This window comes from Acinetobacter sp. USHLN143, assembly GCF_037145695.1.
In the GTDB taxonomy this organism is placed as follows: domain Bacteria; phylum Pseudomonadota; class Gammaproteobacteria; order Pseudomonadales; family Moraxellaceae; genus Acinetobacter; species Acinetobacter fasciculus.
Genome location: NZ_JBBCWZ010000001.1, coordinates 183,635 through 196,399, shown reverse-complemented (window position 1 = coordinate 196,399; position 12,765 = coordinate 183,635). Strand labels below are relative to the sequence as shown.

13 protein-coding genes and 1 pseudogene are annotated in these 12,765 nt (G+C 43.5%); 9 read left to right on the top strand and 5 right to left on the bottom strand.

Annotation, left to right across the window (positions count from 1 at the left end):
- From WFH18_RS00955 to rnhB, 3 genes and pseudogenes are all read left to right on the top strand, one after another.
- Window positions 1-183, top strand: a pseudogene (locus WFH18_RS00955) (IS701 family transposase); the annotation flags it as partial.
- Between the two features lie 40 nt (window positions 184-223).
- A complete protein-coding gene (locus WFH18_RS00950) occupies window positions 224-595 on the top strand; it encodes a hypothetical protein (protein WP_004278974.1) in 372 nt (123 codons plus the stop codon).
- Between the two features lie 59 nt (window positions 596-654).
- Entirely contained in the window at window positions 655-1,242 is a 588-nt protein-coding gene (gene rnhB / locus WFH18_RS00945; protein WP_004278973.1) for a ribonuclease HII, read from the top strand.
- 95 nt (window positions 1,243-1,337) lie between these two features.
- Here rnhB and csrA read toward each other — a convergent pair whose 3' ends face one another.
- The 3 genes from csrA to alaS form a co-directional block, all read right to left on the bottom strand.
- Window positions 1,338-1,592: a carbon storage regulator CsrA gene (gene csrA / locus WFH18_RS00940; RefSeq protein ID WP_004278972.1), complete on the bottom strand. Its 255-nt coding sequence runs from the start codon at window positions 1,590-1,592 to the stop codon at window positions 1,338-1,340.
- Between the two features lie 250 nt (window positions 1,593-1,842).
- A complete protein-coding gene (locus WFH18_RS00935) occupies window positions 1,843-3,123 on the bottom strand; it encodes an aspartate kinase (RefSeq protein WP_004278971.1) in 1,281 nt (426 codons plus the stop codon).
- Between the two features lie 64 nt (window positions 3,124-3,187).
- Entirely contained in the window at window positions 3,188-5,881 is a 2,694-nt protein-coding gene (alaS, locus tag WFH18_RS00930; protein WP_171054289.1) for an alanine--tRNA ligase, read from the bottom strand.
- A 388-nt stretch (window positions 5,882-6,269) separates the two neighbouring features.
- Between alaS and WFH18_RS00925 the strand changes: the two genes are divergently transcribed.
- Complete coding sequence (locus WFH18_RS00925) at window positions 6,270-7,292, top strand: type I glyceraldehyde-3-phosphate dehydrogenase (RefSeq protein WP_004278969.1); 1,023 nt, start codon at window positions 6,270-6,272, stop codon at window positions 7,290-7,292.
- A 192-nt stretch (window positions 7,293-7,484) separates the two neighbouring features.
- Window positions 7,485-7,781: a hypothetical protein gene (locus WFH18_RS00920; protein WP_004278968.1), complete on the top strand. Its 297-nt coding sequence runs from the start codon at window positions 7,485-7,487 to the stop codon at window positions 7,779-7,781.
- A gap of 42 nt (window positions 7,782-7,823) precedes the next feature.
- Here WFH18_RS00920 and WFH18_RS00915 read toward each other — a convergent pair whose 3' ends face one another.
- On the bottom strand, window positions 7,824-8,123 hold the full coding sequence (locus tag WFH18_RS00915; RefSeq protein ID WP_005263421.1) for an AzlD family protein: 300 nt from the start codon (window positions 8,121-8,123) through the stop codon (window positions 7,824-7,826).
- Window positions 8,120-8,869, bottom strand: a complete 750-nt coding sequence (locus WFH18_RS00910) for an AzlC family ABC transporter permease (RefSeq protein WP_005263420.1) — start codon at window positions 8,867-8,869, stop codon at window positions 8,120-8,122. Before WFH18_RS00910 ends, WFH18_RS00915 begins: the two co-directional genes overlap by 4 nt.
- Before the next feature lie 147 nt (window positions 8,870-9,016).
- Between WFH18_RS00910 and WFH18_RS00905 the strand changes: the two genes are divergently transcribed.
- From WFH18_RS00905 to WFH18_RS00890, 4 genes are all read left to right on the top strand, one after another.
- Window positions 9,017-9,472, top strand: coding sequence for an Lrp/AsnC family transcriptional regulator (locus tag WFH18_RS00905; protein ID WP_004645552.1), 456 nt, complete (start codon window positions 9,017-9,019; stop codon window positions 9,470-9,472).
- Between the two features lie 206 nt (window positions 9,473-9,678).
- On the top strand, window positions 9,679-10,845 hold the full coding sequence (locus WFH18_RS00900; protein ID WP_164543059.1) for an ATP phosphoribosyltransferase regulatory subunit: 1,167 nt from the start codon (window positions 9,679-9,681) through the stop codon (window positions 10,843-10,845).
- A 70-nt stretch (window positions 10,846-10,915) separates the two neighbouring features.
- A complete protein-coding gene (locus WFH18_RS00895; protein WP_004278963.1) occupies window positions 10,916-12,235 on the top strand; it encodes an adenylosuccinate synthase in 1,320 nt (439 codons plus the stop codon).
- Window positions 12,236-12,395: 160 nt separating this feature from the next.
- Window positions 12,396-12,704: a hypothetical protein gene (locus WFH18_RS00890; RefSeq protein WP_005265748.1), complete on the top strand. Its 309-nt coding sequence runs from the start codon at window positions 12,396-12,398 to the stop codon at window positions 12,702-12,704.
- Window positions 12,705-12,765: the final 61 nt, after the last annotated feature.

Below are 12,765 nucleotides of genomic sequence, written 5' to 3'. Positions count from 1 at the left end.
ATTTTGAATCATATTTTTTCAGCCTTGATGGCCTACGTTGAGATACAAAAGAACCAGTTTGAGCGGATCTTTGAAAATGTATATCGTTGGCAGAAGAAATTATTTAGACCAGTTATCAAAAACTTCATTGATGACTTTATTCTCGATAAAAATCATCTGCTACCACAGAGAATCTATAAATAATAGTGCGTAAGTCCTATATGAATAAACAAGGAACAGATCTGTGAAAAAATTATTGGCTGCACTTGCTCCGCTTACTTTGGTTTTATCGGCTTGTGCAACAACAGGCAGCCCTGAAACGCAAACCACGACTCAACAGCTGGGTGGGGCTGCGCTTAAAATCGCGATCAATGCAAAATGTACGACTGAGCTGAATAATATTCCAGCATGGCAAACAGCTACACGTCTAATGACTACGACCCAAAAGCAGAATATCCAGACTGAAATTTGTGGCTGTGTCAGCGAAAAAGCACCCCAAAGCGTAACAGCGGTAGATTTGGCGACTGCAGCGATTGACCCGGCAGCACGTGCGACGATTGTCGGCAATGTGGTTGCAAAAACCATTAACGCTTGTGTAGCTGAAGCTGTAAACTAAGCCAAGATTAAATTGAAATAGGCTGACTGGTTCAGCCTATTTTTTATGGAAAAATAGACATGAAGATTGCTGGTGTAGATGAAGCAGGGCGTGGGCCATTAGTGGGTTCGGTGGTCGCTGCGGCAGTTATTTTGGATCCGAACAACCCGATTGAGGGTTTAAATGATTCTAAAAAACTCACTGAAAAGAAGCGTGAAAAACTTTTTATCGAGATTCAGGAAAAAGCGCTGGCATGGGCCATTGCTGAGGCTTCTGCGGCAGAGATTGATGAACATAATATTTTGCAAGCTTCTTTGCTGGCCATGCGCCGTGCTGTAGAAGCTTTGCCAGTTCAGCCTGAGCATGTATTGGTCGATGGCAACAAGATTCCACAGGGCCTTGCTATGAGCTGTGATGCCGTGGTGGGTGGTGATGCACTGCATGCTGAAATTTCAGCAGCCAGTATTCTGGCGAAAGTAACCCGTGATCATCAGATGATCGAGATGGACCAGAAGCATCCGCAATTTGGCTTTGCCAAGCACAAGGGTTATCCGACCAAGGCACATTTTGAAGCGATTGCCTTACATGGCGTGATTGATGAGCATCGTCGCAGTTTTGGGCCGGTAAAAAAGGTGATTGCAGCATTACAGCAGGGTGCAGAACTTTAAGTTTTATTTTAAATTATCTAAGTATTTAATATTTTTGTATAAAATTTAGACAAATTTAAAGCGGCTCAAAAGCCGCTTTATTCTTCGCACAAACATTAACGGTTAAAGTTATTTTGTGTCTGGCTATCGTCTTCATAAGAAGGTTGGTAATCTTGATCGATATGTTGAAGATGTTCATGCATTGCACGTTCATGCTGGATACGCTGGTAAATCTCTTCACGGTGCACAGAGACTTCTTTCGGAGCATTTACCCCGATACGAACCTGGTTACCTTTTACACCAAGCACAGTCACACTGACTTGATCACCAATCATTAAAGTTTCCCCGACGCGTCGAGTCAGAATCAGCATGTTTTTCTCCTTGCAAAATGCAAAACCTGCAATCTATTGAATGTAAAACAAAAAGCACAACCAAAAATTACAAAATAAGATCTGGATAGAAATTCTGTCATCTGGGTGAAAGATTTTAATCTATCTCAGCTGGTTAAAAATCCTCAGGCTTAATATAACAGAGCCACTATAAAAAAAACTATAGTGGCTCTGCATTTTTGTAGACTTTTATAAAATACTGTCAAACAATGACAATATTCTGTCTTAACGCTTAAGCACGTGCGCTAGATTCGCCTTGTTCACGGTCTAAACCGAATGCGGTATGCAATGAACGAACCGCAAGTTCAAGATAATTTTCTTCAATGATCACAGAAATCTTGATTTCAGACGTCGAGATCATCAGGATGTTAATACCTTCATCTGCCAATGCTGTAAACATTTTGCTCGCTACACCGGCATGTGAACGCATACCGACACCTACGATCGATACTTTTACGATATCTGAACGAGTCGCAACTTCACGTGCACCAATTTCTTGAGCAGTTGCTTCAAGAATGGCTTTGGCTTTATTTAATTCGCCACGGTTCACAGTAAAAGTGAAATCAGTTGTACCATCTTCTTCAACGTTCTGGATAATCATATCCACTTCAACATTGGCATCACCAATCGGGCACAAAATTTTAGAAGCAATACCCGGTTCGTCAGGCACGCCTAAAATAGTTAATTTTGCTTCGTCACGGTTAAATGCGATACCGGAGATAATTGGCTGTTCCATATTGTCTTCCAATTCAGTCGTAATAAGTGTACCAACGTTTTGCTTAAACTCTTCGTCGAATGCGCCATCGTTGTCATTGTCGAAACTTGATAATACGCGTAAAGGCACCTGGTATTTACCAGCAAATTCAACTGAACGAATTTGCAGGACTTTAGAACCGAGTGACGCCATCTCAAGCATTTCTTCAAATGAAATACGATCAACTTTTTTTGCTTTTGGTGCAACACGTGGATCGGTGGTATATACACCGTCAACGTCGGTATAAATCTGGCATTCATCTGCTTTGAGGGCGGCAGCAATTGCAACACCTGAAGTATCAGAACCGCCACGCCCTAAAGTGGTGGTATTGCCATGTTCATCAAAACCCTGGAAACCGGCAACGACAAGTACGCGGCCTGCATCCAGATTTGAGTTTAGGACTTCAGTATCAATGGATTCGATACGTGCCTTATTGAATGAGCTGTCGGTTTTCATGCCAACCTGGCGACCTGTTAGTGATTTTGCTTCAACTCCAATTGAGTTCAGCGCCATTGCTAACATAGAAATCGTAACCTGTTCACCCGTAGATACCATTTGGTCTAGTTCACGTGGGTCAGGGGTTTCGGTAATGGCCTTCGCTAAAGCAAGCAGACGATTGGTTTCGCCACTCATTGCTGATACCACTACCACTACCTTGTGGCCGTGGTCATGCCAGCGCTTTACACGACGAGCAACATTTAAAATGCGCTCGGGAGTACCCATAGAGGTACCGCCATATTTTTGAACGATTAATGCCATAGTTGTTCCATATAAGCCATGACCCTGATGTACCCATCAGGGTCAGTTACACAAAATTGAAGTTTTATTTTGCTGCAAGCCAGGCAGTTAAATCTGCCATCACTGGAGCAAACTTCTCGTTAAGTGGCGCGCCACCTTGTGCCAAGTCAGGTTTACCACCACCTTTACCACCTAGCTCATTCGCTAAATGTTTGATGATGTCACCTGCTTTAATAGAAGCAGTAAAGTCTTTTGCCACAGATGCGATCAAGCTCACCTTGTCACCCTCTACACCTGCAAGAACAATCACTGCATTTTCTAATTTTGATTTCACACCGTCGTGCAGGTTGCGAAGTGCTTTCGCATCCATGTTTTCAACAGTTGTAATCAAGGTTGCACGACCTGCAATGCTTTGAACTTGGCTTAGAAGTTCACCGGCTTGCAGGCTAGCAAGTTTTTGATTGAGTTGTTCGATCTGTTTCTGCAAGCTCGATGCAGTATCAACCAACGCTTCAACTTTTTCTAAAGTCTGGTCTTTTTGTGCTTTGAGCAAACCGTTAATCATATTGATATCGCGATCGGCTTTTTGCGCAACTTCAACTGCTTTAGTGCCTGTTACTGCTTCAATACGACGTACACCGGCTGCCACACCACCTTCAGAGGTGATTTTGAACAGACCGATATCACCGGTACGTTTTACGTGAATACCACCGCAAAGTTCGATTGAGAAGTTTTTCTCTTCAATCACTGAACCCATAGACAGTACACGTACTTCGTCACCGTATTTCTCGCCAAACAGCATCATCGCGCCTTTAGCTTTCGCAGACTCGATATCCAGAAGTTCAGTAGACACCGCAGTATTGGCAATCACTTCAGCATTGACCAAACGTTCAATTTCTTGCAGCTGTTCAAAGCTTACAGGTTGGTCATTGGCAAAGTCAAAACGTAACACATCAGATGCAACCAATGAACCTTTTTGCTGTACATGTGAACCTAAAATTTGACGTAACGCAGCATGTAGCAGGTGAGTCGCAGAGTGGTTGCGCGCAGTTGCTGCACGAATATCTGCTTTTACTGTTGCTTCTACATTTTGAGTAACTTTCAAGTTACCCATCGTCACGATACCTTGGTGTACAAATGCGCCACCAGATTTTTTGGTATCTTGAACTTCGAAAATACCAGTATCGTTTTTAAAGATACCTGTATCACCGATTTGACCGCCGCTTTCTGCGTAGAAAGGTGTTTGGTTGAGTACGATCAGTGCTTCATCGCCTTCAAACACTTCATCAACTTGCTCGCCATCTTTGTAGATTGCGATGATTTGACCTTCACCTGCAGTTGCGTCATAACCATCAAACTGAGTTTCGCCTTCAACTTTAACTACGCTGTTGTAGTCGATCGCGAATTTACCTGCATCACGTGCGCGTTGACGCTGTGCAGCCATTTCAGTTTCGAAACCAGCTTCATCAATAGTTAAGTCACGTTCACGTGCGATATCTGCAGTCAAGTCTGTCGGGAAGCCGTAAGTGTCGTAAAGTTTAAATACTACTTCACCCGGAATCACAGAACCTTTTAACTGTGCCAATTCACCTTCAAGCAATTTCAAACCTTGCTCAAGTGTTTTGGCAAATTGTTCTTCTTCTTTAAGAAGTTGTGCTTCGATACGTGCTTGTTGAGCAGCAAGTTCAGGGTATGCATCGCCCATCACTTCGATCAGTGGCTTCAACATTTTGTGGAAGAACGAACCTGTTGCGCCTAATTTGTTACCATGACGTACTGCACGACGGATAATACGACGTAGTACATAACCACGGCCTTCATTCGATGGATTTACGCCATCAGCGATCAAGAATGAACATGAACGTGCATGGTCCGCAACGACTTTCAATGAAGCAGGATACTGAACTGGTGTCCCTTTCTCAGCAGCTTCAGCTTCAAGTGCTGTAGTGTTCAAACCAATGATTTCAGCCGCAGCTTTAAGTAAATGCTGGAACAGGTCGATTTCGTAGTTTGAGTTGACGTGCTGTAAAACGGCAGAAATACGCTCCAAGCCCATACCTGTATCCACAGAAGGCGCTGGAAGAGGGTGTAATACACCATCCGCAGTACGGTTGAACTGCATGAAAACGTTGTTCCAGATTTCAATGAAGCGGTCACCATCTTCTTCAGGCGTGCCTGGCAGGCCACCCCAGATATGCTCACCGTGGTCAAAGAAGATTTCAGAACATGGACCACATGGACCGGTATCGCCCATTGCCCAGAAGTTATCTGATGCGTATTGACCGCCTTTGTTATCGCCAATGCGGATAATGCGAGAAGCGTCTAGACCGATTTCTTTGTTCCAGATGTCAAAGGCTTCATCATCGGTGTGGTAAACGGTTGCATAGAGTTTATCTTTAGGAAGACCAAGCCATTCTTCGTTAGTCAAAAAGTCCCAGGCAAATTTGATCGCATCACGTTTGAAGTAATCACCAAATGAGAAGTTACCCAACATTTCAAAGAAAGTGTGGTGACGTGCTGTATAACCCACATTGTCTAAGTCATTGTGCTTACCACCTGCGCGTACGCATTTTTGTGATGACACTGCACGTACATAATCGCGTTTTTCTAGACCTAAGAAGCAATCTTTAAACTGGTTCATACCAGCATTGGTGAACAGCAAAGTTGGGTCATTGGCAGGTACTAGAGAACTCGACGCGACACGTGTATGCCCTTGCGATTCAAAGTAACGCAAAAATGCTTCACGAATTTCAGCTGATGTCATAAAACGAGTACTCACAACCAAGTCACTCCATAATTTCCGATTTGGCTAAAACACCACAGTCTGACAAGCATACAAGAGCTCTGCTGCAATGCGGGGCTTAAAAATTTAAAACGCCAAATTATAACGGAAAAAGCAGTATGCACCAATCATTTTAAAACCAATTGCGAAGGATTTATTTACTCAGGTTTTTCGCTGAATAATTAAATTGAATTTTCCCACAGTAGAATTCGTGGATATCCATCACATTAAAAATAACTGGAATTTTAAATGACCCAGATACAGACGGATGGATCAGAAATAAAATAATCGAAAATCAGTATTTTCACTGAAGTTTTTTAATGTACGGCGCCAGAAATCCTTTAACATAGAAGAGTTTTAAAATAGGCATATAAAAGGTCGAGTCATGCAACGAGTGGCAATCAATGGATTTGGGCGTATTGGACGGAATGTACTGCGTGCATGGTTTGAAAACCCGAAAGATTTTAATTTTGAAATCGTTGCCATTAACGATATTGCCGATGTTGAAACCCTGATTCACCTGTTTAAATATGACTCGACCCATGGCCGTTTTCCGGGGCAGGTGGATCTCAGCTATGATACTGAACATATCTATATGCATATCAGCTATCAAGATGCTGCATTAAAAGTACAGGTTTTGTGTGAGTCGCAGCCGGCTAAGTTGCCTTGGCAAAACTTGGCGGTAGATGTAGTGCTTGAATGTACTGGACTGTTCCGTTCTCGTGAAGCCGCGACCCAGCATATTGGAGCAGGGGCGAAACGTGTGATTATCGGCGCAGCACCTTTTGATACGGTCGATGCCGCGATTGTCTATGGTGTCAATCATCATGAAGTCAAAGCATCGGACCAGATCATTTCCAGTGTTTCTTGTACTACACAGGCTTTGGTGCCACTGGTCAAAATTGTCGATGATGCTTTTGGCATCACTAGCGCCCTGATGACTGAAATCCATGCTGTAACGGCGGATCAGTCGGTACTGGATCATGCGCATCGTGATTTGCGTCGTGCACGTGCTTCAGGCCATAACATCATTCCTACGACTTCGAGCGCACTCGGTGCCTTAAAGCGTGTCATGCCAAAAATGGAAGATCGTATTGATGGTTATTCAATTCGGGTGCCGACCATTAATGTGGCCGCGATTGATTTAACGTTTGTCTCCCAGTCGCCGATTACCGATCACAAGCTGAATGAAGTGCTGATCAAGGCTGCCCAGCAGGATTTTGCGGAAATTATGGCCGTGACAGATGAGCCATTGGTATCGAGTGATTTTAATCATTCCCCATATTCATTGATTGTGGATTTGACCCAGACTCTAGTCGTTGGGCATCAAGCCAAAGTCTTTGCCTGGTACGATAACGAGTGGGGCTATGCCAACCGTCTGCTGGATTTATGTGAATCATTTCATTAAGTTCGGGTTATCTAAACCTCAAAAGCACCGAGATACGGTGCTTTTTTCTTGCCTGTAAATATTCTGCAAGCCATGTTTTAAGAGAATTTGCCGGTAATTGATCGAAAATCAGGAATTGAGGCTGAATTATTTACGTTATCTGCAGCATTTTTCGTTAAGATAAAGACAATAAAATGAAATAAGAGCAAGCACATGATGGTGGTTTGGGGATTTATTATACTGCTGACTTTGGCGGTAATTTTTCTGATCTGGCTGCAGTTTAATCAGAGTGATGAGCCACGTAGCGTGGAAGGCGTGCCAGTCGAAGAAAAAATCGTGCATCTGGAAGAAAATTTAAAAAAGACCCTGGAAATCATGCAGGATCTAGCCAAAAAAATGCATGTGCAGCAGGAAGTGCTGGATCAGACCACAGCCAAACTTCAGCAGGTTGAATTGCAAAATGCCGAACTGGTCAGTTTGCTGACCAAAGTGGTTGATCCACAGAAATAAACAAAACCCCTTTAGAGATCATTTAAAGGGGTTTTTCTAGCGTTAGATTATTAAAATTCTTAAAATTGCAGCAGAAACCATACTGATGGCGACGGTCGGTAATAATCCAAAACGTGTAGCGGCAAATAGCGTTAAAGCCAAGGCGATCAGGTCTGCAGGATGGTCGCGTACAAAATAGGGTGCAATCACTGAAATCAGCACGCAGCCGGGGACTACTTCCAGAATTTTTCGCTGGCGCTGTGTTAGTGTTTTATTTTTTAACAAGACATAGCCCAAGATCCGGGTTAAATAAGTGGTCGCAGCAATCAGAATAATGGCCACCAAGGTGCTCATCTGGATCATGTTTGATCCTCTTGAATCAGGAAAAATGCCGAAGCGATTCCAGACAAGGCGCCAATCGGTACATACCAGCCCGCAGGTAAATATAAATAAGCCAAAGCCGCACAGACTAAACTGACCAGCCATGGCCGGGCAGCCTCAAAACCTTTCCACATACTTCTCAGTAACACCAGAAATACAGCAGGAAAGGCCATATCGAAACCAAAACGGTTGATGTCACCTAATACAGGTCCAAGCATGGCGCCGAGTGTGGTAAATCCGACCCACATCAAGTACAGGCAAAAACACAGGCCAGCATAATAAGGCATGCTAAACGCAGCACGATAACCCAAGTGCGCCTGTTTCCTTTGTGCATCAGCTAGACCGAGCGCCCAGCTTTCATCGACCATAAAAAATAGCGCCGGAAAAACTTTACGATTCGGGAGATGCTTTAAATACGGCACCAAACTGGCACCCATCAACAGATGCCGGCTATTTACCAGAAAGGTAATGAACATCAGCATGAGTAAATTTGGCGGACTGCTCCAGACTTCCAAAATGGCAAACTCAGAACCACCGGCAAAGTTCAGACCTGTCAGTAACGGCACTTCGAGCAAGCTGAAATTCTTCTGTACCGCCGTCGCACCCAACACCAGCGCAAAGGGAATAATCCCTAAAAGCATGGGGATAGAATCTTTCATGCCACGTTGAAATTCGCTGAAATCGGTAGGAACAACCACCGCTGCGGTGCTTTGTCTAAACAAAAGCATGGAAATGACCTGGGTACTGCAAAACTAAACCATATTTTATGGCGATATTCAGGCTATTTGCTATTGTAATGAAAGATATTTGAGTTTTATTTGAAATTAAATTGCGCTAAATTAAATTTAAAGGGTTTTAAATGCCAAAGTATAAATATGGATCAAATAGATAAACGCATTTTGCATGAGCTGCAAAAGAATGGAAAACTACAAAATAATGAACTGGCTCAATTAATTGGCTTGTCACCGTCACCCTGTTTAAGACGGGTGAAACAGCTGGAAGATGATGGTGTGATTGAGCAATATGTCGCGCTGCTGAATCCGCAAAAGGTCAATTTGGCGATGAGTGTGTTTGCACGTGTCTGGCTCAAGTCTCAAGAAGCTGCCGTGGTCGACCAATTTGTCGAAGCGATCAAGGAAATGCCAGAAGTGGTTGAATGCCAGCTAATGGCGGGCGATTGTGATTTCTTTTTAAGAATTGTGGTGGCTGATCTGGATGCCTATCGTAAATTTCAGATTCATCATTTAACCCAAATTCCCTGCATTCAAAGCGTAAAAACTGAAATTCCATTGCAAACGGTTAAAAGCACGACTGCATTGCCTTTGGTTTAATACCGGATTTTTTCATGCTATTTGTTTTGAATGTGCATTAAAACGCTGATAGTTGACACTATTGTTGTTGATTTCATCAGGTAGCGAAAATTATAAAATTTGCGATGCACAGCCAAAACTATCGTGCTAGACTAGGAGAAATCGGGTGTGCTCCCGATTTTTTTATGCGGATTCGTTCCGCGCTGACAAGAATTTAGGTTTACAACATGCCCATTTCAGAGACATGGTTATTACCTGATGGTGTAGCTGATGTATTACCAGAACAAGCGCAAGTTATTGAAAGTCTGCGCCGTAAATCACTGGATTTCCTTGCATCTCGAGGTTATCAGCTGGTGTACACGCCATTCATTGAATACATCGAATCTCTATCTTCTCTCTCAGAATCGAATCAAGATTTAGACTTAGCCACTTTTAAGGTAATCGATCAGCTTTCTGGTCGTTTGCTTGGTGTGCGTGCCGATATGACACCACAAGTGGCTCGTATTGATGCGCATGTACATCCAGTGGAAGGTGTTGCACGTTACTGTTATGCAGGAACCGTTCTGCATACTAAGCCTCGCGGTTTTAACACTTCGCGTGCGCCACTACAGTTAGGTGCGGAGCTATTTGGTTCAGACAGCATCGATGCCGATGTAGAAATGGTCGACTTGATGATCAGTCTGATTCAGGAAACAGGTCTGGCAGATGGTATTCATCTGGACTTAGGTCATGTCGGTTTATTCCGCAGTCTGGTGGCTCAAGCCGGCTTAAACAAAGTCGCTGAACAGCAATTATCTGATTTATACCAGCGTAAGGCTTTGCCAGAATTAGAAGAATTCACGGCAGACCTGAAATTTGGTCAGGATTTCTATGCACTTGGACGCTATGCCAGCGACCTGGATGCATTACAAGCGCATTTAAGTGCTGAAGTGTTGGCAAATCCAACATTTACGCAGGCTTTTAATGTCTTGCAAACCACCAAAGACGAAGTTCAAACCCGTTGGCCAAACTTGAGTATTGGTATTGATGTGGTTGAATTACGTTCATACCATTATCATACTGGCTTGATGTATGCAGTCTATGCACCGAACCGTGCAGCTGCACTGGCACAAGGTGGCCGTTATGATGGCATTGGTGAACATTTTGGCCGTGCGCGTCCGGCAACCGGTTTCTCTTGTGACTTATATGCTTTAAGCGCAGGCCAGTTTGATGCGGTACAGGTCGTGGTTGCACCTAAAGGCACTGATGCAGAACTTCTGAATGCAATTCAGAATATTCGTGCACAAGGCTTAAGTGTAATTCAGTTACTGGGTAATGATGATTTAAACTCGATTCCATATGCGACGCACCAGCTGGTGAATGCGAATGGTGAGTGGACAGTCAAAACGATTTAACTGCTTGGCTCAGTGTTCATGTCGCTGAGCGGGGCTTTCAACTTTAACAGCATGATGTAATGAGGCTATTATGGGCAAGAATGTTGTGGTACTTGGTACCCAATGGGGCGACGAAGGTAAAGGTAAAATCGTCGACCTGCTCACAGATCAAGCGGCAGCGGTAGTTCGTTATCAAGGCGGACATAACGCAGGTCACACTCTTGTGGTTGGTGGTAAGAAAACTGTCTTACACCTCATTCCATCAGGTATTTTACGTGAAAACGTATTGTGCTTAATTGGTAACGGTGTTGTTCTTTCTCCTGAAGCGCTCATCAAAGAGATGGACATTCTTGAAAAAGAAGGCGTTCCTGTTAAAGAACGTTTACGCATTTCTCCAAACTGTCCATTGATTCTTCCGAACCACATCGCACTTGACCAGGCGCGTGAGAAAAAACGTGGTAATGCGAAGATTGGTACGACAGGTCGTGGTATCGGTCCTGCATACGAAGACAAAGTAGCGCGTCGTGCAGTACGTGTTGCTGACCTGGTACGTGGTGGTGAACATCTTACTGCTCAGTTAACTGAACTTCTGGACTACCATAACTTCCAGCTGACTGAATACTACGGTGTTGAAGCAGTTAAACTGGAAGACGTGCTGGCACTTTGCGACGAATGGCGTAAAGTTGTTGCGCCACTGGTTGTGGACGTAACTACTGAATTGCATAACTACCGTAAAAACGGTGACAACATCATGTTCGAAGGCGCGCAAGGTTCACTTCTTGACGTTGACCATGGTACATATCCGTATGTAACTTCTTCGAATACAACTGCTGGTGGCGTAAGCTCTGGTTCAGGTCTGGGTCCTTTGCATCTTGACTATGTACTGGGTATTACTAAAGCATACACAACGCGTGTAGGTGCAGGTCCATTCCCAACCGAGTTGGTCTATGACGCTGCAAATGACACGGGTGATGCGATTGGTAAACACCTCGGTACGATTGGTAATGAATTTGGTGCGTCTACTGGCCGTCAACGTCGTTGTGGCTGGTTCGATGCTGAAATTCTACGCCGTTCAGTTGACGTAAACTCACTTTCTGGTATTTGCTTGACTAAACTTGACGTTCTTGACGGTTTGGAAGAAGTGAAAATCTGTGTGGGTTATGAAGCTGCAGATTCTGGTTGTGTCGGTTCTTCTGATGCGCTTGCATTCGAAACTTTAAAACCGATTTACGAAACTATGCCAGGCTGGTCTGAGTCAACTTTCGGTGCGAAATCACTGGATCAGTTGCCAGAAGCTGCATTGAACTATGTAAAACGTCTTGAGCAGTTGATTGAATGTCCTATCGACATCATTTCAACGGGTCCAGACCGTGAAGAAACCATTGTTCTTCGCCACCCGTTTGATGCTTAATCTTCATTTGACTAAAGCTTGAATGATAAAAACCCATCTCCGGATGGGTTTTTTTATATGTTAAATTTATGCAGGTATTTCAAGACTAAAGTTGCATCGGTAATACCACGTGATGTGCTTTAACATAGTGTTATATAAAGAAAGAAAAATGAGCAGCAGGATGCAAAAAAATATATCGGCGACCATGTTTTATTCATTGTTATTCGCGATGGGCGGGGCGCCAACAATGGCCATGATGATTATTCGTGCGCAAACCCAAAACTCCGAAGTGATTTATGCGGTGCTGATTGGTCTGAGTGTCATTATTGCATGTATATTAGTGCCTATTATTTTATTGCAAAATGCTTTTTTATATTTCAAACGTAAAGACGAAATGCTTGAACAGAAAATCAAACCACTCAGTCAGGTTTACTTGGGCCTCAATATTATTTGTCTGATTTATTGGTTGGCGATACAGTATTTGGCTTAAAAATTACATAATTTATAAGAAGATGAATGAATTAAGCGTTTAGCTGCTACGCGCTTTCACT

Bases quoted from the DNA above. Each gene is read 5' to 3' on its own strand.
- WFH18_RS00905 (WP_004645552.1), top strand. From the start codon at position 9,017: ATGGATCAAATAGATAAACGCATTTTGCATGAGCTGCAAAAGAATGGA.
- WFH18_RS00915 (WP_005263421.1), bottom strand. From the start codon at position 8,123: ATGATCCAGATGAGCACCTTGGTGGCCATTATTCTGATTGCTGCGACC.
- WFH18_RS00920 (WP_004278968.1), top strand. From the start codon at position 7,485: ATGATGGTGGTTTGGGGATTTATTATACTGCTGACTTTGGCGGTAATT.
- csrA (WP_004278972.1), bottom strand. From the start codon at position 1,592: ATGCTGATTCTGACTCGACGCGTCGGGGAAACTTTAATGATTGGTGAT.
- WFH18_RS00925 (WP_004278969.1), top strand. From the start codon at position 6,270: ATGCAACGAGTGGCAATCAATGGATTTGGGCGTATTGGACGGAATGTA.
- WFH18_RS00895 (WP_004278963.1), top strand. From the start codon at position 10,916: ATGGGCAAGAATGTTGTGGTACTTGGTACCCAATGGGGCGACGAAGGT.
- rnhB (WP_004278973.1), top strand. From the start codon at position 655: ATGAAGATTGCTGGTGTAGATGAAGCAGGGCGTGGGCCATTAGTGGGT.
- WFH18_RS00900 (WP_164543059.1), top strand. From the start codon at position 9,679: ATGCCCATTTCAGAGACATGGTTATTACCTGATGGTGTAGCTGATGTA.
- WFH18_RS00910 (WP_005263420.1), bottom strand. From the start codon at position 8,869: ATGCTTTTGTTTAGACAAAGCACCGCAGCGGTGGTTGTTCCTACCGAT.
- WFH18_RS00935 (WP_004278971.1), bottom strand. From the start codon at position 3,123: ATGGCATTAATCGTTCAAAAATATGGCGGTACCTCTATGGGTACTCCC.
- WFH18_RS00890 (WP_005265748.1), top strand. From the start codon at position 12,396: ATGCAAAAAAATATATCGGCGACCATGTTTTATTCATTGTTATTCGCG.